At 53.2% G+C, this 22,912-nt stretch carries 22 protein-coding genes, 1 rRNA gene and 1 other annotated feature; of the genes, 3 read left to right on the forward strand and 20 right to left on the reverse strand.

All coding sequences use genetic code 11. From position 1 onward, the window contains the following. From F3H12_RS02480 to deoD, 16 genes are all read right to left on the reverse strand, one after another. A 16S ribosomal RNA gene (locus tag F3H12_RS02480) occupies positions 1–313 on the reverse strand; the annotation flags it as partial. 815 nt (positions 314–1,128) lie between these two features. Continuing rightward, a complete protein-coding gene (trpA, locus tag F3H12_RS02485; RefSeq protein WP_149677776.1) occupies positions 1,129–1,908 on the reverse strand; it encodes a tryptophan synthase subunit alpha in 780 nt (259 codons plus the stop codon). After that, a complete protein-coding gene (trpB, locus tag F3H12_RS02490) occupies positions 1,901–3,085 on the reverse strand; it encodes a tryptophan synthase subunit beta (protein WP_149677777.1) in 1,185 nt (394 codons plus the stop codon). Before trpB ends, trpA begins: the two co-directional genes overlap by 8 nt. Before the next feature lie 111 nt (positions 3,086–3,196). Continuing rightward, complete coding sequence (locus tag F3H12_RS02495) at positions 3,197–3,817, reverse strand: phosphoribosylanthranilate isomerase (protein WP_149677778.1); 621 nt, start codon at positions 3,815–3,817, stop codon at positions 3,197–3,199. 19 nt (positions 3,818–3,836) lie between these two features. Next, complete coding sequence (gene trpC, locus F3H12_RS02500) at positions 3,837–4,628, reverse strand: indole-3-glycerol phosphate synthase TrpC (protein ID WP_149677779.1); 792 nt, start codon at positions 4,626–4,628, stop codon at positions 3,837–3,839. A gap of 20 nt (positions 4,629–4,648) precedes the next feature. After that, positions 4,649–5,662, reverse strand: coding sequence for an anthranilate phosphoribosyltransferase (gene trpD / locus F3H12_RS02505; RefSeq protein WP_149677868.1), 1,014 nt, complete (start codon positions 5,660–5,662; stop codon positions 4,649–4,651). A gap of 18 nt (positions 5,663–5,680) precedes the next feature. After that, entirely contained in the window at positions 5,681–6,253 is a 573-nt protein-coding gene (locus tag F3H12_RS02510) for an anthranilate synthase component II (RefSeq protein WP_149677869.1), read from the reverse strand. Beyond that, positions 6,253–7,728, reverse strand: coding sequence for an anthranilate synthase component I (trpE, locus tag F3H12_RS02515; protein ID WP_149677780.1), 1,476 nt, complete (start codon positions 7,726–7,728; stop codon positions 6,253–6,255). The genes F3H12_RS02510 and trpE overlap by 1 nt, the downstream gene beginning before the upstream one ends. Before the next feature lie 137 nt (positions 7,729–7,865). Beyond that, positions 7,866–8,115, reverse strand: a binding site (T-box leader). Between the two features lie 201 nt (positions 8,116–8,316). After that, positions 8,317–9,042 (reverse strand): hypothetical protein, encoded by a 726-nt coding sequence (locus tag F3H12_RS02520; RefSeq protein WP_149677781.1) that lies wholly within the window; start codon positions 9,040–9,042, stop codon positions 8,317–8,319. A gap of 95 nt (positions 9,043–9,137) precedes the next feature. Beyond that, entirely contained in the window at positions 9,138–10,523 is a 1,386-nt protein-coding gene (locus F3H12_RS02525) for a sensor histidine kinase (protein ID WP_149677782.1), read from the reverse strand. A gap of 1 nt (position 10,524) precedes the next feature. Further along, positions 10,525–11,208: a response regulator transcription factor gene (locus tag F3H12_RS02530; protein ID WP_149677783.1), complete on the reverse strand. Its 684-nt coding sequence runs from the start codon at positions 11,206–11,208 to the stop codon at positions 10,525–10,527. Positions 11,209–11,389: 181 nt separating this feature from the next. Then, positions 11,390–12,490, reverse strand: coding sequence for a sugar kinase (locus F3H12_RS02535; RefSeq protein WP_149677784.1), 1,101 nt, complete (start codon positions 12,488–12,490; stop codon positions 11,390–11,392). A gap of 125 nt (positions 12,491–12,615) precedes the next feature. Further along, on the reverse strand, positions 12,616–13,260 hold the full coding sequence (locus F3H12_RS02540; protein ID WP_149677785.1) for a bifunctional 2-keto-4-hydroxyglutarate aldolase/2-keto-3-deoxy-6-phosphogluconate aldolase: 645 nt from the start codon (positions 13,258–13,260) through the stop codon (positions 12,616–12,618). Between the two features lie 216 nt (positions 13,261–13,476). After that, positions 13,477–14,547, reverse strand: a complete 1,071-nt coding sequence (locus tag F3H12_RS13445) for a uridine kinase family protein (protein WP_243133168.1) — start codon at positions 14,545–14,547, stop codon at positions 13,477–13,479. Then, entirely contained in the window at positions 14,544–15,083 is a 540-nt protein-coding gene (locus tag F3H12_RS02550; protein ID WP_149677786.1) for an ECF transporter S component, read from the reverse strand. The genes F3H12_RS13445 and F3H12_RS02550 overlap by 4 nt, the downstream gene beginning before the upstream one ends. Before the next feature lie 267 nt (positions 15,084–15,350). Beyond that, on the reverse strand, positions 15,351–16,058 hold the full coding sequence (gene deoD, locus F3H12_RS02555; protein WP_149677787.1) for a purine-nucleoside phosphorylase: 708 nt from the start codon (positions 16,056–16,058) through the stop codon (positions 15,351–15,353). 201 nt (positions 16,059–16,259) lie between these two features. Here deoD and F3H12_RS02560 point away from each other — a divergent pair, with 201 nt between their 5' ends. Then, the gene (locus tag F3H12_RS02560; protein ID WP_149677788.1) at positions 16,260–17,837 is read left to right on the forward strand and encodes a DEAD/DEAH box helicase; all 1,578 of its coding nucleotides are present in this window, start codon (positions 16,260–16,262) and stop codon (positions 17,835–17,837) included. Positions 17,838–17,927: 90 nt separating this feature from the next. Further along, positions 17,928–18,911, forward strand: coding sequence for a glycoside hydrolase family 43 protein (locus F3H12_RS02565; RefSeq protein WP_149677789.1), 984 nt, complete (start codon positions 17,928–17,930; stop codon positions 18,909–18,911). A gap of 83 nt (positions 18,912–18,994) precedes the next feature. Here the strand turns inward: F3H12_RS02565 and F3H12_RS02570 are convergent, their stop codons facing one another. Beyond that, a complete protein-coding gene (locus F3H12_RS02570) occupies positions 18,995–20,167 on the reverse strand; it encodes an amidohydrolase (RefSeq protein WP_149677790.1) in 1,173 nt (390 codons plus the stop codon). A 201-nt stretch (positions 20,168–20,368) separates the two neighbouring features. Here F3H12_RS02570 and F3H12_RS02575 point away from each other — a divergent pair, with 201 nt between their 5' ends. Next, positions 20,369–20,746 carry a hypothetical protein gene (locus F3H12_RS02575; RefSeq protein ID WP_243133169.1) on the forward strand — a complete coding sequence of 126 codons (378 nt, stop codon included), beginning with the start codon at positions 20,369–20,371 and terminating at the stop codon, positions 20,744–20,746. A gap of 92 nt (positions 20,747–20,838) precedes the next feature. On the opposite strand, the gene F3H12_RS02580 is transcribed toward F3H12_RS02575, so the two are convergent. From F3H12_RS02580 to F3H12_RS02590, 3 genes are read right to left on the reverse strand one after another with little or no spacing between them, the layout of a single operon-like run. Beyond that, entirely contained in the window at positions 20,839–21,498 is a 660-nt protein-coding gene (locus F3H12_RS02580; RefSeq protein ID WP_149677791.1) for an ABC-2 transporter permease, read from the reverse strand. Then, positions 21,491–22,357: an ABC transporter ATP-binding protein gene (locus tag F3H12_RS02585; protein WP_149677792.1), complete on the reverse strand. Its 867-nt coding sequence runs from the start codon at positions 22,355–22,357 to the stop codon at positions 21,491–21,493. The genes F3H12_RS02580 and F3H12_RS02585 overlap by 8 nt, the downstream gene beginning before the upstream one ends. A 4-nt stretch (positions 22,358–22,361) precedes the next feature. After that, a complete protein-coding gene (locus F3H12_RS02590; protein WP_149677793.1) occupies positions 22,362–22,736 on the reverse strand; it encodes a GntR family transcriptional regulator in 375 nt (124 codons plus the stop codon). Positions 22,737–22,912 lie beyond the last annotated feature (176 nt).

Genomic DNA, 22,912 nt, shown 5'->3' on the forward strand with positions numbered 1-22,912 from the left:
TCGTAGTCTTATGCGGTATTAGCGCCGGTTTCCCGACGTTATCCCCCAGTACGAGGTAGGTTGCTCACGCGTTACTCGCCCGTTCGCCACTCTCATCGCCTGCTCAGCACTCAGCGTCCAAGTTTGCATGTGCTATGCCCTTGGAATCGCGTAATGCTCGAGCTACCGCTCTCGCATGACGCTGTCGGCAACTTCTTGCTACCTTGTTGTTACCAACTTGCGCTCAGTGCTGAGCATGCGAATCCCGTTCGACTTGCATGTGTTAGGCACGCCGCCAGCGTTCGTCCTGAGCCAGGATCAAACCCTCAAATAAATTATTTGAGCATCGTCCCAGGTCAAGCTCTCGCTCAACCAGGAATGCCTTGTCCTGTTACTCTTTAACCTACTACTCACTTTCGCAAGTAGTTGAATTACTCAAAGCTTCCATAGACGCTTCCGCATCCATGTACTCGCTTAACGGGTTCCTGCATCATTTGCATGATGCTTTCTCATACACTGTTCAATTTTCAATGTCCATGCCGCTCTTTTGCTTGTTCATGCCCCGGAACGCTTTCGCCTTCCAAGGCGCGGCGGAATTTTATTTTATCACATTCGCCCGGCCTTTGTCAACACCTTTCGACTTTTTTCGAGCTTCCAATTTCTTGATCCGCTCTTGCCGAAACCGTTTATTGACGGGCCTCTCGGGGCGACGGAATCTTAGTTTACCATGCCGCGCGGTATTTGTCAATCTCCTCTTTCTGCCAGATTTCTTTCACCTGCTGAATGCCGGAGGAAGGAATGAAGGCTCGTCGCCTTCACTTCCCATACCGCTATGAGACCTCGGATTTACCGGTCATCATCGGCGGATATTCAGTCTAGCATGGCCGGCGCCGTTTTGTCAATCGCCTCTTTCTTCCATGCCATCTATCCAAGGAACGCTGCCCGAAGGCCTTATGCCTTCAGCCGCCGGACCTTTTCGAAGCCGCTTTTCAATCAGCCTCATCACCGGCGGAAGTTAAGTTTAGCACGGATGGGCTTGTCCTGTCAATCTCCTTTTTAATCCATATGCCAGTCCGTGAACAGGGCCCGGAAAACTTCTTCCGGACCCTGTTTGCCTGCCTTCGTTTTTATATTTATTAATATAGTTACTTAATATATGTCAGAAACAGCATGTTTCATCATGCGCACATATTCCACCACATGGGGGACACAATCCGCGCCGTACTGTTCGACCATTCTGACGATGGCGCTGCCAACGATAACTCCGTCGGCGAAAGCCGCCATTCTTGAAGCCTGTTCAGGAGTTGAAATACCGAATCCAATGGCGCAGGGAACATCCGTCACTTTCCTTATCCGATTCACCATCTCTTCCGCTTCATTGCCGATATGCTCCCGCACACCGGTCACCCCCATGGAGGACACACAGTATATGAAGCCCTGTGCTTCCCTGGCGATTGTCTCTATCCTGCTGCCGGAGGTTGGCGATACCAAGGGAACCAGCATGATGCCGTACTTTCTGCAGAACGGCAGAATCTCCCCTCTTTCCTCAAAAGGCAGATCGGGTATGATCAGCGCGTCCACCCCGGCCTCTTCACAGTTTTCCAGGAACCTGTCATAGCCATAGGAAAAAACCGGATTGATATAGGTCATGAAGGCTATAGGCACCTGGCAGGTCTTCCGGATACGCCTGACCATGGCAAAGATGCTGTCGGTCGTAACACCGCCTGCTAAAGCCCTGCTGCTAGCGGCCTGGATGACCGGACCCTCGGCCACCGGATCAGAAAAAGGGATGCCCAGCTCGATCAAATCGGCGCCGGCTTCCGCCATGCCATGCACCAGCCGCTCGGTTGTCTCAATATCCGGATCGCCTGCCGTTATAAAAGGAATAAAAGCTTTGCCGTTTTTAAAGACCTGCTCCATCCTATTCATGGATATCCACCCCTCTGTAACGGGCTATGGAAGCCACATCCTTATCGCCCCTGCCGGAGAGGCCGACGACTATGATCTGGTCCTGCCTCATCTGAGGCGCACGCTTCATGGCATAGGCAACCGCATGGGCGCTTTCAATGGCCGGAATAATGCCCTCCGTACGAGACAGGTATTCGAAGGCTTCTACGGCCTCCTCATCGGTGATCGGAACATATTCCGCCCTTCCTCTATCGCGCAGGTAGGCATGCTCCGGCCCAACACCCGGATAATCAAGTCCGGCAGAGATGGAATGGACCGGCGCTATCTGGCCGTATGCATCCTGGCAGAAATACGACTTCATACCATGGAAAATGCCGACTTTGCCCAAGGTCATGGTTGCCGCGTGCTTATCGGTATGGATGCCATGGCCGGCAGCCTCGCAGCCGATGAGGGCTACGTCCCGATCGTTGATGAATTCGTGGAAGAGCCCTATGGCATTGCTGCCGCCGCCTACACAGGCCACCAGGACGTCCGGAAGCCTCCCTTCCCTTTCCAGAATCTGCTGCCTGACTTCCCGGCCGATCACGCTCTGGAAATCCCGCACGATGGTCGGAAACGGGTGCGGACCCATGACCGATCCCAGGACATAATGGGTATCGGCAACGCGCCTGCTCCATTCCCGCAGGGTCTCATTCACCGCATCCTTCAGGGTCTGGGTACCGCTGGTCACCTCATGGACCTTTGCCCCCAGGAGCTTCATGCGATAAACATTGAGGGCCTGACGCCTTGTATCTTCCTTTCCCATGAAGATCTCGCATTCAAGGCCTAAAAGTGCGGCCGCAGTCGCAGTGGCAACCCCGTGCTGCCCGGCTCCCGTTTCGGCGATGACGCGGGTTTTGCCCATCCGCTTTGCCAGGAGCACCTGTCCCAGCACATTGTTGATCTTGTGGGAGCCTGTGTGGTTGAGATCTTCCCTCTTGAGGTAAATTTTCGCCCCACCCAGATCCCTGGTCATCTTTTCCGCGTAATAGAGCAGCGAAGGCCTGCCCGCATATTCCTGAAGCAACCTGTTCAGCTCGCTTTTGAAATCCGGATCATCCTTTAGCCGTTCATAGGCTTCTTCCAGCTCGATAACAGCATTCATCAGCGTTTCCGGAATGTATTGACCGCCGTAGTCGCCAAACCTTCCTTTTGACATGAACATCCGTCTCCTTTATCCATGATGCCGTTCACATGATTGTGCATTTTCAGGCACTGTTTCCTGCCGGCTAAGCAAAATGCCCCGCCGGGCTCTCCACTGCAAATCAGATTACGGCCTGTTTTGCTTTCTTGCCAGGGCTACAATCTCCCTTATCTTCTCAGGATCCTTAAAGCCCGCTGTCTCTACCCCGCTGCTGACATCAATGCCATAGGGCCGGCATTTTTCGATGGCTTGCAAAATGTTGCCCGAATGGATGCCTCCGGCCAGAAAAAAGGGTTTGTTGATTTCAGGAATCAGGGACCAGTCAAAGGTCCTGCCCATTCCGCCGTATTGATCCTCATGCCAGGCATCCAGCAGCAGATAATCACAGGACAAAGCCAATGCTTGCCGTATATCCCCCGCATCCTTCACCCTTACAGCCTTGATGACCGGATTGGTCACGCAGGATTTCAGGGCCTGAATATAATCTTCATCCTCATCGCCATGGAGCTGGATCAGATCGATCACCCCTGAGTGGCACAAGCGGATGATGCGCGCCATTTCTTCATTGACAAACACGCCGACCGCTTTGATGGAAGGATTCAGGCATGCCTTCAGGGCCTTAGCCTGTTCCTCGTCCACCTGCCGCCTGCTCCTGGCAAATACAAAGCCGATGTAGTCAGGACGGGCCTCGTTGGCGGCTTCGATATCCACTTTTCGTGTCAAACCGCATATCTTGATCATAGCCATGCTCGCGTCCCTCCGATCCCTATGCGTCGTGACAGCCCTTCAAGCAGGCGAGCATGGCTTTTTTGTCGGGACTTCTCATCAGCGCTTCCCCTATCAGGACCGCATCCACACCGTGCTTTTCGAGCATGGCGATATCCTCTCTGGACTGAATGCCGCTTTCCGCCACATAGACAATGTGGTCCGGGACCATTTCCCTCAGCGTGATACAGGTCCTGATATCCACCTCAAAGGTCCTGAGATTGCGGTTATTCACACCGATCACCCGGGCACCTGCCTCAAGGGCGGAGAGGACTTCTTCCCTGGTGTGGGCTTCCACAAGTGCGGAAAGCCCGAGCCCGTCACAGATCCCCATGTATTCCTTCAGGGTCTGCGTATCCATTAGGGAACAAATCAACAGGACCGCATCCGCTCCCAAAAGCTTTGCCTCATATATCTGGTAGGCATCCACGATGAAGTCCTTCCGCAATACGGGTATGCTGACCAGCGTGCTGATTTCTTCAAGATACCGGTCATGGCCTTTAAAGTATTCAGGCTCGGTCAGGACCGAAATCGCCCGGGCCCCGGCTTCCTCGTATTCCCTGGCAATCGTCTTATAGGGGAAATCGGGAGCGATTTCGCCTTTTGAAGGCGATGCCTTCTTTACTTCGCAGATGAAGGAGATGCCATTACCCTTGAGCGCTTTTTCAAAGGCAAAGGGCCCGCGGCTGTTTTTTATGCCTGCTATCCGTTCTTTCAGCACATCCGGTGGTATTTCCCGTTTTGCTTTCTCCACGCGCTTTCTTGTGGATTCTGCCAAGGTTTCCAGTATCATTTCTCCACCAGCCTTTTCGGTCAGTCTTCGGCATGGGACAGGCGGATAAACCTGTTCAACTGTTCCATAGCCTTTCCGCTGTCGATGGTCTCTGCTGCAAGCCGCACACATTCCCTGAGGGTAATGTTGTCGTAGTACATGTAGAGGCAAACCGCGGAGTTGAGCAGGACCGTGTCCCGTTTGGGCCCTTTTTCGCCGCTCAGGATTCTCAGGGCAATCTCCGCATTCTCCTGGGGACCGCCGCCCATCAGATCCTCGGGCTTGCAGTAGGAAAATCCGAACTGTTGCGGATCCAGGAAGAAACTGTTCAGACGTCCATGATTGACTTCGCACACGGTGGTTTTCGTGGTCATGGAGATCTCATCCAGGCCATCATGCCCATGGACCACCATGGCCTTTTTCACGCCCAGGTTGCATAGCACCCTGGCAAGCGGCTCCACCAGGTTCTCGTCATAAACGCCCAAAAGCTGCAGGGTGGCGTTGGCCGGGCTCGACAGGGGCCCCAGGATGTTGAAAATGGTGCGCGCCCCTATCTCCTTCCTGACCGGCGCGGCATATTTCATGGCCGAATGGTAGAACGGCGCGAACATGAAACAGATACCGATCTCCCTTAAAATCCTTTCGCTCTTCTCAACGGGAATATCGATTTTCACGCCCAGGGCTTCCAGGACGTCCGCGCTTCCGCACTTACTGGAGACGCTCCTGTTGCCGTGTTTGGCCACCGGTATGCCTGCCGCTGAAATGACCAGCGAGGAGACGGTGGAGATGTTGAAGGTATAGGTCTGATCCCCTCCGGTACCGACGATGTCCAGCACATCGCCCTCATGTCGGAGCTTGGTGCCGTATTTCCGCATGATCATGGCGCAGGCCGTGATCTCATCAATGGTCTCGCCCTTCATCCTCATGGCGGTCAGAAAGGCTGCAATCTGCGCCGGCGTGGCACTGCCGCTCATGATTTCATCCATGACTGCCTTGGTCATGTCAAGGGACAGATCTTCCCGGTTCAGAAGTTTATGTATGGCTTCCTTAATCATCATGCTCACCGCCTATCCTCAAAATATATTCCTCAGGAAATTGCTCATGATGACGCTTCCGTGCGGTGTCAGGACGGACTCGGGATGGAACTGGAGCCCGTAAACCTCATAATCCCTGTGCTTGATTCCCATGATTTCCCCGCTGTCATCCTCAGCGATAACCAGGAGTTCGTCGGGCAGGGATCTTCTCTCGACAGCCAGGGAGTGATACCTGGCCGCCTGGATGATGGGCGGAAGCCCTTTGAACAGTCTGCTGCCGTTGGCAATATGGATATTGCTGGATTTGCCGTGCATCAGCTGTCTGGCCGGAGCAATGGCTGCCCCGAAAGCCTCGCAGATGGCCTGGTGTCCAAGGCATATACCAAGCACGGGGATCTCTCCCTTGATCTTCAGGACCAGGTCCTCGCAGATGCCCGCCTGCCTTGGATAGCCCGGACCGGGTGAAAGGATGATGTGCGTGGGCCTTAAAGACCTGACTTCATCAACCGTGATGGCATCATTCCGGATGACCCGGATGTCTTCATTGATGGACCCGGCAAGCTGCGCCAGGTTATAGGTAAAGCTGTCATAGTTGTCAATGATCAGGATCATCACGCATCCACCTCCCCAGCCGCCATGATGGCCTCTATAACGGCCTTGGCCTTGTTTCCCGATTCTTCGTATTCCCTTTCGGCGATGCTGTCGGCTACAACACCGCCGCCGGCCTGCACATAGACCTTACCGTCCTTTTTGACTGCCATGCGGATGGCGATGCAGGCATCCATATTCCCCGTGAAGTCTATGTAGCCGATGGCTCCGCCATAGATACCTCTTGGCGCCTTTTCAAGCTCCTCGATGATCTCGCATGCGCGGATCTTGGGAGCGCCGGACAGGGTACCGGCAGGGAGCAGCGCCTCAATCGCATCCAGGGCGTCCCGGTCTTTCCGGATGCGGCCTTCCACTTCGGATGTGATGTGCATAACCCTGGAGTAGCGCTGGATGGCCCTGTACTGCGTTACGCGGACGCTTCCATATTCGGATATCTTCCCCAAGTCGTTCCTTGCCAGATCCACCAGCATATCATGCTCTGCCAGTTCCTTTTCATCTGCCAGCAGATGCTTTTCCAGAGCCAGATCCTCATCGGCGGTCAAGCCCCGGGGCATGGTCCCGGCTATGGGGAAGGTTGTCAGCTTCCTGCCCTGAAGCCTTACCAGGGTTTCCGGGGATGTGCTGATGAGCTGCAAATCGCGGTTTTGCAGAAATACCATGTACGGAGAAGGGTTGGTCGTTCTCAGGACCCTGTAGGCATCAAGCAGGCTGCTCGCATACTCTGCTTCAAACCGCCTGGAAATGACGGCCTGGAATATGTCGCCCGCTTTGATGTATACCTTTGTCTTTTGGACCATCTCGCAGAATTCTTCCTTAGAGACATTGCAGGAGAAACACGGAACGGTCTTTGCTTCGGTTTCGGGCAGGGGGGCCTGGTCGGTTATGACCCGGACGATGTCTTCAATCGCGTCGAGCGCTTTCTGATAGTTTTCCTCCAGCCTGTCGGTGCGCATGTTGGCCACAATGCTGATCTTCTGCTTCAGGTGGTCATAGGCGATGACCTTGTCAAACAGCATGAGATCCAGATCGTTGAATTCGCTGCTCCTGAGCTTCAAAACCGGCTCAGCGTAACCGATCATGGCATAGGAGAAGTACCCCACAAACCCTCCGGCAAACGGCGGCATGCCCGGAAGCCTCGGCGCTTTGTACGCCGACAGGAATGACCGCAGCGCCTCATATGGCTTGCGGGTATGCAGCGTCCGCTTTTGGCCATCCTCGATGGTGAGTTCACCGTCCTTGAGAACCACATGGGCTATCGGATCAAAGCCCAGAAAGGAATACCTGCCCCATTTCTCGCCGCCTTCAACGCTCTCAAGCAAAAAATACCTGTCGCTGATGCGCGCGATCCTGCGCAAAAGGGCGATGGGTGTTGTGATGTCCGCATAGATTTCCCGGCAGACAGGAATCAGATGATAATCCTGTGCCAGCCGCCGGATCTCGGCGAGATCCGGCGTTGTTCTGGCCTCGCCTCTTCTCATTTTTCTCACCTCGTCTCATCTCTTCTCTGAGTCAAACTTTCTGTCATTTCCATGCTGCGCGTCCCATGGTGTCCACGTGAAGCCCTGATATTTGCCGGGTTTTTCAACCCGGCAAATTAAAAAAGCCTTTGTCCCGTCTTCGGGACAAAAGCTTTTGCTTCTGCGGTGCCACCCCAATTGGCGCATGCATGCGCCCACTCATTGCCTGCATACCATCATATGCATCCTGCTGATAACGGGCCGGCTCCCCGTAAGCGCCTACTCTCCATGGGATTTCGGGCTTCCCTCACAAGTCCATTCGAAATAACCTTGCAGCCGCATTCCCACCAGCCAGCGGCTCTCTGGGTACAAGTCGTTATTCCTACTCCTCTTGCTCAACGGTTTATGGCAATCATTCAGTTTTCATCAGCTTGTGTTACATCACCTGGAAACAAAGTTATAACCAACCAGTAATGTAGCCGTCTGAGCTGTGAATTTGTGGTTAATTTTAGCATGGTTTTTCCATCTTGTCAATTATATTATGCGGTAGCATCCCTGATGGTTCCGTTAAACAGGCAGGGGGATGGATGTCCCCCTGATGATGCCTGCTCATATGGTCCATTGATCATGAATGATGCCTGCCAGGTACCAGGTATCGCCGGACTTTTCGAACACCAGCCTCAGACTTCTCCAGTCCATTCCCTCATATTGGGGATCTATGCCGGGGAAATGGTATTCCACGATAATGGCATTCTTGTAAACCTCAAAACTGTTGTTGAGCGAATTGCCCTGTCCCAGGATCCTGTTGTAGCCCACCTGCTCGGCCTCGGTAAACGCCACATCGTAGACAAACCTGGAAAAATACTCGCTGAAGGTGAGCTCGATGGGTTCACCGGAACCGTCATAGCTTCCCCAGACATATTTCCTGGTGTCGGATGCCATCTTGCTGATTTGCTCCGCCGTGAACACAAGATCCCTTTCGGTATCCACATACCCGTATGGTGAGAACCGGACGCCCTTTTCGGGGTGTACGGCACCGGCAAGCTTTTCAAAATCGCGCTCGGCAATGGCCGTCAGGACCTCTCGTGATCTTTCCTCAATGATGCTCTTCATGTACGCTTCCGTATCGGCCTGGAGTACATCGCCCTTGATATCCAGATCACTTTTTTCCGAATTCGTTTGGCTGCCGGACTGGCCTGCATCATTCCCGGGTTCCGCCTTATCCTCGCTACGCGGAATGGTCGTGATGCTGTCACTGTCCAGCTTTGTCAGGCCGCATGCCGCCAGGATAATCGACATTAGAACCGGTATGACAAGGATAAAAAACTTTTTCATTGAAGCACCTCCTTCCGTGCTGTCCGTTTTCATCTCTGATTCTAGCATCTGCCTGTTTCATGATTTCATCAAACCTGTGTCAGAATTGTAACATTTTATATCAGCGGGAGCTTTATTTCAACTGCCGTGCCACCCCCGGAGGACCTATCGAGGCGTATCGTACCCTGATGTGCATCAATAATGTATTTGACGATGGACAATCCCAGCCCGGTTCCCGGAACATGCCTCACATTATCCGCCCGATAGAACCGCTCGAAGACCTTTTCCCTGTCCGCTTCCGGAATGCCGATCCCCTCGTCCGCCACCGTGATGCGGGCGTGCCCGTCCTCCCTTTCCAGCCTGACGGACACGCTGGAATGCGCCGGTGAATATTTGAACGCGTTGTCCAGGAGGTTAACCATCACCTGGATCAGCTTTTCCCGATCACCCCATATGGTAAGGCCGGTTTCAATGAATGTTTTCAGGACTATCCCATACTTTTCTGCCCGCAAACGCATGCTCTCGGCCGTTTCCGCCACAAGGCCCGACAGGTCCACCCTGGAAAACGCGAGGGTTTCCTTGCCCGAATCCATTCTTGACAGCGTCAGAACCTCATCGACAAGGCCTGCCAGCCGTTTTGCCTCGCAATTCAGGTGGCTTATGGCCTTGCGGAGATCGGAACGTTCCTTCATCTCGTCCCACAGGATTTCAGAATAGCCGATAATGGCGGTCAGGGGTGTTCTCAGCTCATGGGATACATTGGACACAAACTGCTTCTGGCGTTGGATGTACTCCTGCAACTGCGCGCCCATGGCATTAAAGCTTTCGCCCAACCTCACCAGTTCATCGGATCCCTTGATCACAACCGGCCTGAATTCCCGGTTGGCATATCGTTCCGCAGCTTCCGCCAAATCCCGGATGGGTCTTGTCACCTTTCCGGCAATCACGATGCTCAGGCCGGTCATGATCACGATAAGCAGGACCGCTCCGATTGCAAAAACCATCACCACATCTGAAATCAGGCTGCGGAAGAAGCTTGCGGGATAGATGATTTCCACGATGCAAAGGATGCGGTCATCCTGCATGACCGGCGAAGCAAAGTGGACGATATTGTTCCTGGCAAGATAGGCATAATCCCCTTTTTGGGCTGCCGACAAAAGCCTGAGCCGTTCATCTTCCGTGATATTTTTGGCCAAATCGGTGCTGGCAGCTGCCAGAAGTTCAAGGCGGGTATCATAAAGCCGGACATGCCCGAGAACGAGGCTGAGCTTACCTATCGCGTCGCGGGCCGTTTCGGCACTGAGCAAGCCTTCCCGGTCATCCCGGAGCAGATGCATCTGGACAATATAGATTTCGGCCAGGCTGGACTGGTCCAGCAGTTGCCTTTCGATGGCACGGATGCTCAGCCTTTCGATGCCCGCAAGAACGGCCGCGCCGACACACAGGACTGCCGCAAGGGCGGCAACGGCATACAGAAGGATCAGCTTGTTTTTCAGCTTCACGTCAGGAACCTCCAAAACGGTAGCCGAAACCGTAGACCGTGATGATATGCCTGGGATTGGCGCTGTCGTCCTCGATCTTCTTCCGTAGCCTGGTGATGCAGGTGTCCACAGCCCGGGTATCCCCCATAAAATCATAGCCCCATGCCTTTGACAACAGTTCTTCCCGGCTGAAAACCCTGCGAGGGTTCCGCGCAAAGACCTCCAGGAGCTCGTATTCCTTAAGCGTCAGTTCAACCGGCCGATCGTTCTTGTAGACCGTTCTGTTGTCTAGGTCTATGACAAGCTCGTGATGCCGCACCACTTCAGGGCCGGCTGCCCGTTCATCCCTAAGGCGTCGCAGCACCGCCTTGACACGGGCCACAAGCTCCCTGGCATCAAAGGGTTTGGTGATATAATCGTCGGCACCAAGCTCCAGTCCAAGGACCTTGTCGACAATGTCATCCCTGGCTGTCAGCATGATGATGGGGGTCCTTCTTCTGCCCGTCATTTCCCTGCAGAGATCATGTCCGCTGATATCGGGAAGCATCAAATCCAGTATGACCAGGTCGGGCACGAAGGACTCGAACAATTCCAGGGCCTTCTTCCCGGTGGAAGCGACGGCCACCGAAAACTGTTCCCTTTTCAGGATCATCTCCACGAGTTCAAGGATGGCGGTTTCGTCATCGACAACCAGGATCCTCGCCACTTTATCAGCCTCGCCTTTCCGTTAGGTTGTCTATAGTGTGCGCGATTCACCCGTAAAAAATAATACGGCATGAACCTTTGGGTTTGGGGATGCACGGCAGCATCAAAAAAGCCCCGGGTTAAAAACCGGAGCCTGATGCCTGGCATGTCCGTTTTTCAGCATTTTGCGTGTCCTGTTTTTTCTAGCGCACCACCCGGGCCCCGCCGCCGGCCATGATCTTCTCCACTTCCCTGAGGGTGGCCATGGAGGTATCCCCGGGCGTAGTCATTGCAAGGGCGCCGTGGGCCGCGCCATATTCCACCGCTTTCTGGGGATCGCCGGTGGTCATGAGACCATAAATCAGCCCGGATGCGAAACTATCGCCTCCACCCACCCGATCTAGGATTTCAAGGCCATTATAGTCCCTGGCCTTGTAGAATTCGCCGTCCACACAGCAGATGGCGCTCCAGTCATTAATCGTGGCAGTCTTTACGGTCCTGAGTGTGGTTGCCACCACCTTGAAATTGGGATAGGTCATCATAACCTCCCGGATCATCTTCTTGTATCCGTCCAGGTTCAGTTCCTTCAGTTCCTCATCATTGCCTTCCACTTCGAACCCGAGGCAGGCGGTGAAATCCTCTTCATTGCCAATCATGACATCGATGTATCTGGCAATCTCCCTGTTCACTTCCCGGGCCTTTTCCTGTCCCCCGATCCCCTTCCAGAGGGAAGGCCTGTAATTCAGGTCATAGGAAACGATGGTTCCGTATTTCTTGGCCGTCCGGACCGCTTCCAGCACCACTTCGGGGGTGGTCTCGGACAACGCGGCAAAGATACCTCCGGTATGGAACCAGCGTGTGCCGTATTTTCCGAAAATCGCTTCCCAGTCGATGTCCCCGCGCTTCAGTTGTGACGCGGCGGTATTGGCCCGATCGGAAACCCCAAGGGCACCCCGGATCCCAAATCCTCTTTCTGTGAAGTTCAGGCCGTTTCTGACGCTGCGCCCGATGCCATCGTAGGGGACCCACCGGATAAACCGCGTATCCACACCGCCCTGCATGATGAAGTCCTCAATAAGCCGGCCCACCTCGTTATCCGCAAAGGCGGTCACAATGGCCGTATCCATCCCGAAACACTTTCTCAGGCCGCGGCTCACATTGTACTCCCCGCCGCCTTCCCAAACCCTGAAGCTTCGGGCGGTCCTTATCCTGCCTTCACCCGGATCGAACCTGAGCATGACCTCGCCAAGGGAGATGCAATCATAGCGGCACTCGTCCTTGCTTTTAATGTTAAAAATACCCATAAAGGATTCTCCTTTCCGCTGCATTTCAACCGTCCATGCGCCATCCGCCGTCTCTCCCGGAACACCGGATGTGTTTTCCCTTTCGCACGTTGAAAAATGGGAGGCGGAGGCCGGGGCGGGCTCAATCAGATTCCCCTGGCCTCCTTAATCTTTTGAATGAAGAGCTTGGCAGTCTCGGTGATTTTATTGTAATCTCCCGTTTTGGCACCTTCAGTCAGGCTGCTTCCGGCACCCAGGGCCACAGCACCTGCTTTGATCCATTCGGCGGCATTTTCCACCGACACACCGCCGGTGGGTATGAGCTCCGCCTGAGGGAGAGGTCCTTTAATGGCTCTGATGATGCGCGGACCAAAAAGCTCACCCGGGAACACTTTTACAATGTCCGCACCGGCTTCCATGCACTCCACCACTTCGCGGATGGTCATGGCGCCGGGCATGCAGGCAATGCGATAGCGGTTGCAAAGCCGGATGGTATCAAGATTAAGACTGGGGCTGACCACATACTGGGCACCCGATAGAATCGCAATGCGCGCCGTTTCGGAATCCAGCACAGTCCCTGCCCCCAGGATGATTTCATCCTCGCCGAATCTGGACGCAAGGGCTTCAATCACTTTATGGGCCCCCGGCACCGTAAAGGTGATTTCTATGGCCGGCACGCCGCCTTTCAGGCATGCTTCTGTAATTCTGAAAGCCTTGTCATGGTTTTCGGCCCGCACGACGGCCACCAGCCCTGTTTCCCTGATACGGGTTATGATTTGCTCCTTTTTCATGACCTCTCACCCCGTCTTCTTTCTGTTCATCCCATGAACGCCATTGGCATTTCCGCTGTTATGGTTGTGTTGTACCTTCGACATACGACTGATATATTAATATATCACATTTATTATACACGGAAAAAAGGATGCAGTAAATGGATCTGAAAATAAAAAGCCATGGCAGACCAGAAAGATCTGCCATGGTTTTTGTATGACTGTGACTTTTCAACTTTAAACTTGCCCGAAAATCAGATCGCACTGCTCCCGTATCCCCATTGTCTGGAAGTACTGATTTTCCCGGGGTATCCATTCGCCGAGAAATCTTTTCAGCATAGCCTCCCCGTTTCTTTTCAGGATCCTTCTTGCCTGCTCGTCGGGAGGCACCTGAAGAAAGATCTTCAGATCGTAATGCGCTGCCAGCGTGGGATGCATGCTGTAGGAACCCTCGATGATGTTCAGCTGTTTGGGTTCAACCCGCACTTCCTCCCCAAGGACCTTCTTCCCGCAGTCGAACACGCGGTAGCTGAACGGTTTTCCGCTCTCCAATCCCCGGATAACCTCATCATTGAACCGTTCGTAATCCACAAAGCCGCCTGTCTCACGCAGACGCTCTTCGGTTCGTTGCTCCGGCCTCAGGAAGAAATGGTCCATGTGGAACAGGTTGCAATCGTATACATCGGCCAGCAGGGCACCCAGAGCGCTCTTTCCTGCGCCGCTGTTCCCGTCGATAGCCACCAGCACACGCTTTCCGGTTGCCAGGAGGGCATCGATTTTCAGAAATACTTCCAGGTAGGTACGGTAATCGGTTTTGATGATCCGGTAGGCAGGGGCGTATGCGGCCTTGTAGGCCTCGCTGTGGCTCACAGGCGGATAGCCCCTGCCCCGGTAATCTTCCAGGTAGGCTTCCAGGGCTTCCGGCGGGTATTTCAGCACACCGTCCCTGCAGCACTGTCTCAGGATATCCAGCTTTGCTTCAAACCCCGAAACACTTCCATGAACACAACGCGCGGTATTGACAAAAAAGCGGTTGACGGTGGAAGGGTTTATCGTAAGTTCGTCCAGCGGCGACAGATCCAGCCGGCACATGCCGTTTCCGATATCGATGAAGCGGGGGCCGGTCACCCGCCTTCCCGCCTGCCTGATGGCCGCACACTCGTCCATAAGCCGCCTGAGGCTTTCCCGTTCGTCCCGGATCAGGTGACCGCCGCCGAATTCATTCTGATAGACAAGCTTAACGGCATCCTGAATCTCCATTTCGGGATACAGGTTGGCGTGCATGATTAATACGTTACTTAAGTTCATGCTGCTTTCGCTTCCTCAATATGCCCTGATTTTTTTAATGCCATGACGATAGCCGGAATAAGCACAATCTGAAGGATAATGCCGGGAATTGCGTTGACAAAAGCTCCGGCCGCAAACATTTCCCAGGTAAAGGCGGAACCGCTCAACCGGTATATGACCAGGCTGGCACCGGCCCAGACGATCCGCCCGAACAGCATGGAAGCCAGCAGGGCCACATAGACGAATATGTTCTTTTTGGGCAGAATCCTGTACAAGAACCCGGCAGCAAAGCCGTAGGCAGCCAGTTCAAAGGTCATGGCCAGGGCACTCATCATGGGCGGCATCCCAAACAGCACGCTTCTCAGCACAGGACAAATCAACCCGACGATCAGCCCGTAAGGCCAGCCGCAGACAAACCCGGCCAGAAGGACAGGGATATGCATGGGCAGCAGCATTCTCCCGATGGTCGGGATTTGCCCGGTCAGGAAGGGCAACAAAAGCCCCAGTGCCAGGAACAGGCCAGAAAGGGTCAGTTTTCTGACTGCATAATTCTTCATGGTTAAACCTCCGTCATGTAGATTACTGCCGGTACTTGCGCGCAAGACGGCGTTCTGCTTTTGAGACAAAAAAAGTACCACAAAAATATCGCTCCCGTTTTACAAGAGCAAATACCTTCATGGTACGCTTGCACATGGATAATCGGTTTGAGGAAAGGAAAAATACTGCCTGTTGACTTCGTGTCAACTTTTAGTCGATCATAGCATACCCTTCCCGACCCTGTCAATTGCCCGGGTTGCCATACCAAAAGCTTTCAAAGAAAAGCGTTATGCCAGTTCCAGAGCGATCTCCACCATTTGGGTAAAGGAACGCTCCCTTTCCTCCGCGGTGGTTTCCTCCTGGCTTACAAGGGAATCGGACACCGTCAGGATGCACAGGGCGTTGGCTCCGGCCCTGGCCGCGTTCATGTAGAGTGCGGCCGCTTCCATTTCAACAGCCAGGACGCCCATGCCGGCCCACTTCTTCCAGGCTTCAGGATTATCGTTGTAAAACACATCCGACGACAGCACATTGCCCACCTTCACCGGAATGCCCTTGCGCTCGGCTGCTTCAACTGCCCTTTTCAAAAGGCTCCATGAGGCAATGGGCGCGAAGGTGCCATTGAGCCCGTACTGGCTCGCATAGGCCGAATTGGTGCAGGCCCCCATGGCGATAACGATGTCCCGCACCTTTACATCCTCCTGGTAGCTGCCGCAGGATCCCACCCGAATAAGGTTCTTCACCCCGTAAAAATGGATGAGCTCATAGGAATAGATGCCTATGGACGGCATTCCCATGCCGGTTCCCATGACGGACACCTTTTTGCCCTTGTATTTGCCTGTGAAACCCAGCATATTCCTGACCCGGTTGAAGCAGATCACATCATCCAGGTATGTTTCCGCAATAAACTTTGCCCTTAAGGGATCCCCCGGCAAAAGGACGGTTTCAGCGATTAAACCTTCCCTGTCCACTTCAATATGCGGTGTTTTTTTCATACCCATCCCCCTTACGTCGTTTTATCCGCAACAACATCATACCACATGTCCCTGGGTTCTATCCATACGGAGCCATGATTGCTCTCCGCCCGATGATTTTCGTCCCTTCAAACGCCATACTGCCGCATGACCGGTCGTATATGGAAAAGCGGATTAACAAATGGTATAATAGGGGCATCGCACTGAAGAAAGATGAGAAACATGACTGGCAGTTTTGTTGATTTAGGCATTTCTCCGCCCATCCTGAAAGCCATTGAAGAGATGGGCTATACCGCACCAACCGAAATACAGAGTAAAGCCATACCGCATATACTCAACAGGCAGGATCTCATTGTCCGTGCCAAAACCGGGAGCGGCAAGACCGCTGTTTTTGGCGTCAGCCTGCTCCAGTTGACAGATGCGGATGCTCCCGGACCTCAGGCCCTTATCCTGACGCCAACGCGGGAGCTGGCCGTTCAGGTGGACAATGACCTGAAGCAACTGGGCAGGCACCTTAAGCACAAAACCACGGTTGTGTATGGCAAGCACAGCATGAATGCTGAAGTCCAGGCCATCCGCAAAGGCGTGACCATCCTGACGGGAACACCGGGAAGGGTATATGACCATATCGAGCATGGCAACCTGGATACCGGCAACATACGCTTCCTGGTTCTGGATGAAGCCGATCGGATGCTGGACATGGGGTTTATCGGCCAGGTTGAGAGCATCATCAGAACCCTGCCCCGGGATCGGGTGACGCTGCTGTTTTCCGCCACCATTCCGCCCGAAATAGAGCGGATATGCGCCAGGTATATGAAAAACCCCATGACGGTCGAAATAGAATCGCCGACCAAGACCGTTGACACCATCCGGCAGTGCTATTACCGTGTCCAGCCCAACGAAAAGCTGACCCGGCTGAATCAGCTGCTCCTTCTCATGCGCCCTGAAAGCTGCATGATCTTCTGCAATACCAAGAAAGCCGTGGATCAGGTAACAAGATTCCTCAACAAAAAAGGGTATGGCGCCCAGGCTTTGCACGGAGATATCCCGCAGGGCAGACGTCTGGCCACCATGCAGCAGTTCAAAAAAGGCGGTTTCCATCTTCTGGTGGCCACCGATGTAGCAGCCCGCGGCATCCATGTGGATGATTTGTCCCTGGTCATCAACTATGATGTGCCCAATGAGAAGGACAATTATGTCCACCGGATTGGGCGCACCGGCCGGGCCGGTCATGACGGACAGGCTGTTTCACTGGTGACGACCGACGATATCATGACCCTTTATGAGATAGAGGAGCATATCGGCACCCAGATCGATGAAGCGGAATGGCCCGATGACGCCGAACTCGAAAAACATTCCGCCGAAATCGAGCAATGGATCAGGGACCATTCCCTGAACGAGAAGCAAAAGGCGGGCGCTGCCAAAGCCGGTAAAACCCGCACGCGCAGGAGCCGGGAAAAGACTTCGCGCCTGCATCCTTCAAAGGCAAAAACCGCCCGGGAAAAGCGGCCAGCGCACAAATCGCCTGAAAAAAGGGCTTCCGCCGTCGGCCACGGTTCATCGGGAACCAAGCCGGCCAGAACGCGCGACGGACATGTATCAGGAAGCAAACCGGCAGGCAGGATCCGCATTGTACACACATCGGACAAGGCAAAGCCTGTCTATGTGGCGGCCAAGCCCACAGTCATCCATACTTCAGGGCAAGAAAAGCCGGAATGCGGTGCAAAACCCGGAAACGACGGAAAAAAGTCTCTTTTCAAGGCTTTATTCAGCCGTCTGTTCAGCAAATGGAGCAAATAAGGTTTAAAGGATTGATTGGAAGGGTAAACCTGTTATATATTAAATTTATGTTTTTTTCATACTGACTTCATTTGCAGGGGGGAAAACGACATGAACAAATGCCCAAAGCCAAAACAGCCTTTAGTGGAACACATGTATACGGCTGATCCTTCAGCCCACGTTTTTGAAGGAAAGCTGTACATCTATCCGTCCCATGATCTGGACAAGGATATTCCGTCCAATGACAACGGTGACCAGTACGCCATGGAAGACTACCATGTCTTTTCCATGGATGACATGGAATCACCCGTCGTAGATCATGGGGAAGTTCTGCACATGAAGGATGTTCCATGGGTTTCCAAGCAAATGTGGGCTCCGGACTGTGCTTTCAAGAACAACACCTATTACCTGTATTTCCCGGCCAGGGACAAGGATGGCATTTTCAGGATCGGCGTGGCCACAAGCCCGAATCCCGCAGGTCCTTTCAAACCGCAGCCCAATTACATTCCGGGAAGCTTCAGCATAGATCCGGCCGTACTTGTGGATGATGACGGAAGGGCTTATATGTATTTCGGCGGTTTGTGGGGCGGCCAGCTGGAGAAATGGCAGTCTGGTACCTTCAATCCGGACGCTGTTGGCCCTTCCGGAAACGAGCCTGCCCTTGGGCCCATGGTGGCCGAGTTGAGCGATGATATGCTCACCTTCAAGGAAAAGCCCCAGATGATACAGATCGTTGATGAGAACGGGAACCCCATCACCGCTGGCGATGAGGACAGAAGATACTTTGAAGGGCCGTGGATGCATAAGTACAATGGTTTATACTATCTTTCCTATTCCACCGGCACCACCCATTATATCGTCTATGCCGTCAGCGATAATCCGAAAGGTCCCTTTGTCTATAAGGGCCGGATACTGGAGCCGGTTATCGGCTGGACAACCCACCATTCCATTGTCGAGTTCAAGGGGAAATGGTACCTGTTCTACCATGACAGTTCCCTGTCGGGTGGCGTGGATAGCAAACGCTGCATGAAATATACCGAGCTGAAATACAATCCCGACGGCACCATCCAGACCATCAAGCCCTACGATGATTGATTAATTTGAACGGTATAACTCTTTCGGGCGGCAGAGCACCGGCTTATAAACCGGTTCTCTGCCGCTCTTTTTGATTGTGTCCATCAAGCGTTCAGATTCTCTTTTTGGTATACCACTTTCCCGTCAATGATGGTATACAGCACTGTTGTAAAGGTTTCCATGGGATTGCCGTTGAAGATGGCAATATCCGCGTCCTTGCCCTCCTCCAGGCTTCCAATCCTGTCTGCAACATTGCAGATCTCGGCTGCATTGATGGTAATGGCTTTCAACGCCTCCTCCTGGCCCAATCCCTCCTTTGCGGCAAACCCCGCATAAATGGGCAGGTATTGGATCCTGGAAACGGGATGATCCGACGTGATGGCAACCTTGACCCCAGCCTTGTGCAGGATACCCGGCGTCTTGAAATCCATGTGCTGCACCTCGATCTTGTTCCTTGATGCGATGGAGGGGCCAACAATCGCCGGAAAGCCTGATTCGGCAATTTCCTCAGCGATCAGGTGACCTTCGGTGCAGTGATCCAGTGTCATTTTCAAATCGAACTCCCTGGCAATCCGGATGGCTGTCAGAATGTCGTCGGCGCGATGGACGTGCGCTTTGAGGGGAATCTCCCGGTTCAGTACGGGAAGCCAGCATTCCATTCTGAAATCCGGCTCAAAATCCTCACCGCTTTCTACAGCCCGTTTCTTCCTCACCTGATAGGCGCGGGCATTGAAAAGCTCCTCCCGAAGGAGGGATGCAATGGCCATACGCGTGGATGGCATCTTGCTCATGCCTTCATAGGTCGTCTTGGGGTTTTCGCCGAAGGCAATCTTCATGGCGGCCGGTTCCAGGACAACCATTTTGTCCATGCACCGGCCATGGGTTTTCATGAATACAAACTGTCCACCCACCACGTTGGCGCTTCCCGGGCCCACCATCACCGAGGTGATACCGGAGCTCAGTGCATTGTGAAAGGCTGAATCCATGGGATTGACCGCATCCAGGGCCCTCAGCCATGGCGTAACCGGGTTTGTGGACTCATTGCAATCATTCCCCTCAAACCCTTTCTTTTCTTCATTGATTCCGATATGGCAATGGGCTTCCACAAGCCCGGGCAAAACCCAGCAGCCTTCGGCGTCTATGACTTCCATCGCCTGCTCGTCGCCGGGATCAAATTCCCCCACTTTCACGATCTTTCCGTCCTTGATCAGCACGCTGCCCTTTTCATAATTCCTTCCCGTCATGGTGAGCAGTTTTCCGTTCTTTATCAACAGCATGATGGATTCCCTTCCGTTCTTCCAATGGGTATCTGTCAACGAATAGTTTTCTGCGAGTATTCTTTCACGCGCATCCTGAGAATATGAACGCAAACTGCTGCTAATAAGGCACTGCGTCAACTTGTGCAGTGCCTCGTGTTTCCGGGGATAGGGCTTGTACATATATTGGTACCAGATGATGCAGCGAAAGGAGGACTCCATGTGCATATCAATGGGATTCCCGACGGACCGAAAAACCCTGAGCTTCCGTTCAACAGCGTATTTAACCAATACCAGCGTTTTCAGCGGTTCCCCGGATTCCCGGGTTTCCCGCGAGGACCGGGTTTCCAGGCACCCAGCGGACCGCCGCCGCGGACTGCGCCATCCAGGGCAAGCATGACGCCCCTGGCCGTGGATCCGGGTTCCATCCGCTTCTGCCTGTTCAGGTTCACCTACATATGGCCGAGAAGAGGACAACCTTTCTGGCTCTTCCCCGTCACATTGGGGCGCCGCTCCATAGCCGGTTTCAGGTGGACAGGCTTCAGGTGGGTATTCTTCGGTATGGACCTGGATCAGATCGATGCTTTCCAATGCGTGTAGGAATCTGAACATACGAATGACGGATTAAAGAATTGGTAAAAAAAGCCGGCAGGCTACCTGCAATCCGCTGCCTGCCGGTTTTATGCGTCTCCCTAGAACTCCCTGTTTCTGTAGATTTTCAGCGATATCCCATAGGACACGGCCAGCAGGGCAAGCGCAGTGCCTGCAATCATGGCACCAATGACGCCCTCGGACTGCCTGGACAAAAATGCCGCTATCCCGAGAAGGATGGGGTTGCCGGAAGCGATACCGGATGCCACGAGGCTGATACCGAAAAACATTCCGAAAAACAGGATGAAGTGATAGATCCTGGACTTGATGTAACCAAACTTGAAGTACAGGGGCAAATAGATGCTGGCTAAGAACGAAATCGAAAGGAAAGCTCCGAGGACCTCTTCCAGGCTGACAGGATGCAGGCTCGGAATCAGATGCATCATCCCCACGACCCTGGTGGCCAGGATGTAAATGATAACGGCAAATATCACATAGACAAATACCATCAGGTACCTGGCTCCGACAATGACCGACCGGCTCAGGGGCAGGCTGTTGAGGATGACGTCTGCCTTGTTCTTGTCATCCAGGGCACAGCCGCTCACCGTGAGCATATACGTGATGGCAACCATGCAGATGACAAAAACACTCGCCGCATTATCCAGGCTGGCAAATACGAAAAGCATAAAAACCAGGTACAGGGCGCTGAACGCAATAGTTTTCTTCAGCAGCAATATATCCTTGAGCATCAGGCTAAGCATTCTGATTCCTCCTCGTAAAATACAGCATGATATCTTCCAGGGTTGGTTTTTCGATGACAATGTTCTCTCCGTACATCCTTCTGAGCTTTTTCCTGTCCTGTGCCAGTCCTTCAAAACCAAACTGGTTTTCCTTTATCCCGATAAAGTTCCCCCTGTCCTCATCGCGGACAAGCCCTCTGGCTCCCTTCACCAGGCAATAATTCTCCAATATATCATCCTTGGCCGATGAAAAGACGATCCTGCCTTCATGGATGAAGGTGATGCAGTCTGCGACCTTATCCAGATCCGATGTGATATGGGTGGAAAAGAAAACCCCCTTGTCATCCCCCCGGCTGATATCGGTCAGGATATCCAGCAGCTCATTCCTGACGATGGGATCCAGGCCGGAAGTCGGCTCATCCATGATCAGCAGCTCCGCGTTGTGCGACAGGGCAATGGCCAGTGAAAACTTCATCTTCATGCCCTTGGACAGATCCTTTATTTTCTTGTCCAGAGGCAGTTCGAAGCGCCTGATATAGTGGCTGAAGGCTTTGTCATCCCAGTTCTTGTACAGGGGCGCGATAATTCTTCCCATCTCTTTAGGGGTCAATTCTTCGTAGTAATAGTTTTCGTCGTACACAAAACCAACCCGGTTTTTGATCTCCTTTTCATGCCGGATGTGATCCAGCCCGAACACCAGCGCCTCGCCGGCATCCTTTTTCAGCAGGTTCATGATCAGCTTGATGGTGGTGCTCTTTCCTGCTCCGTTTGGGCCGATAAAGCCCATGATATAGCCCTTTTCCATGGAAAAGCTGACATTGTCCAGCTTGAAACCTTTAAAAGTTTTTGTCAGGTTCTGAACCTGCAGAATCTTGTCCATGATCCTATTCCTCCTCATACAGTATTTTGAGCATGTTCAGGAGTTCATCCTGTTCCAGCCCGATGGATTTGGCCGCATCCACCGCTTCTGCCAGCTTTTCCTCTACCATTTTGTACCGCATTTCCCGGAGCATGTGCTTGTTTTGCACCGCTACAAAGGTCCCTTTGCCCGGGACGGTCTCAAGGTAGCCTTCCTGCTCAAGCTCATCATAGGCCCGTTTTGTTGTGATGACGCTGATCTGAAGCTCCTTGGCAAGAACCCTTATGGATGGGAGCAGTTCCCCGCCTTTGAGTTCGCCACGCATGATCTGGTTCTTGATTTGCTTTGCTATCTGCTCATAAATCGGCTCTTCTGAAGAATTGTAAATAACGATATTCATGGCTCCGTTACCCTTGTCACTCATGTTATTACTGTATATATACTGTATATACAGTAATAACGGTTATGTCAACCCATTTTTCCGATGGTCTTTACATCAGGAATCAAATGGCCTTTCTGTCCTGTACAAGGCCTTCCAAGACGGTGATTCCATAAAAAAATCGGAGCAGGACATAC

Source organism: Thermoclostridium caenicola (genome assembly GCF_900142095.1).
In the GTDB taxonomy this organism is placed as follows: Bacteria; Bacillota; Clostridia; order DSM-8532; family DSM-8532; genus Thermoclostridium_A; species Thermoclostridium_A caenicola.

Coding starts and splice junctions, on each gene's coding strand:
- trpA (WP_149677776.1), bottom strand. CDS start 1,908: ATGAATAGGATGGAGCAGGTCTTTAAAAACGGCAAAGCTTTTATTCCT.
- trpB (WP_149677777.1), bottom strand. CDS start 3,085: ATGTCAAAAGGAAGGTTTGGCGACTACGGCGGTCAATACATTCCGGAA.
- F3H12_RS02495 (WP_149677778.1), bottom strand. CDS start 3,817: ATGGCTATGATCAAGATATGCGGTTTGACACGAAAAGTGGATATCGAA.
- trpC (WP_149677779.1), bottom strand. CDS start 4,628: ATGATACTGGAAACCTTGGCAGAATCCACAAGAAAGCGCGTGGAGAAA.
- trpD (WP_149677868.1), bottom strand. CDS start 5,662: ATGATTAAGGAAGCCATACATAAACTTCTGAACCGGGAAGATCTGTCC.
- F3H12_RS02510 (WP_149677869.1), bottom strand. CDS start 6,253: ATGATCCTGATCATTGACAACTATGACAGCTTTACCTATAACCTGGCG.
- trpE (WP_149677780.1), bottom strand. CDS start 7,728: ATGAGAAGAGGCGAGGCCAGAACAACGCCGGATCTCGCCGAGATCCGG.
- F3H12_RS02520 (WP_149677781.1), bottom strand. CDS start 9,042: ATGAAAAAGTTTTTTATCCTTGTCATACCGGTTCTAATGTCGATTATC.
- F3H12_RS02535 (WP_149677784.1), bottom strand. CDS start 12,490: ATGGGTATTTTTAACATTAAAAGCAAGGACGAGTGCCGCTATGATTGC.
- F3H12_RS02540 (WP_149677785.1), bottom strand. CDS start 13,260: ATGAAAAAGGAGCAAATCATAACCCGTATCAGGGAAACAGGGCTGGTG.
- F3H12_RS13445 (WP_243133168.1), bottom strand. CDS start 14,547: ATGAACTTAAGTAACGTATTAATCATGCACGCCAACCTGTATCCCGAA.
- F3H12_RS02550 (WP_149677786.1), bottom strand. CDS start 15,083: ATGAAGAATTATGCAGTCAGAAAACTGACCCTTTCTGGCCTGTTCCTG.
- deoD (WP_149677787.1), bottom strand. CDS start 16,058: ATGAAAAAAACACCGCATATTGAAGTGGACAGGGAAGGTTTAATCGCT.
- F3H12_RS02560 (WP_149677788.1), top strand. CDS start 16,260: ATGACTGGCAGTTTTGTTGATTTAGGCATTTCTCCGCCCATCCTGAAA.
- F3H12_RS02565 (WP_149677789.1), top strand. CDS start 17,928: ATGAACAAATGCCCAAAGCCAAAACAGCCTTTAGTGGAACACATGTAT.
- F3H12_RS02570 (WP_149677790.1), bottom strand. CDS start 20,167: ATGCTGTTGATAAAGAACGGAAAACTGCTCACCATGACGGGAAGGAAT.
- F3H12_RS02580 (WP_149677791.1), bottom strand. CDS start 21,498: ATGCTTAGCCTGATGCTCAAGGATATATTGCTGCTGAAGAAAACTATT.
- F3H12_RS02585 (WP_149677792.1), bottom strand. CDS start 22,357: ATGGACAAGATTCTGCAGGTTCAGAACCTGACAAAAACTTTTAAAGGT.
- F3H12_RS02590 (WP_149677793.1), bottom strand. CDS start 22,736: ATGAATATCGTTATTTACAATTCTTCAGAAGAGCCGATTTATGAGCAG.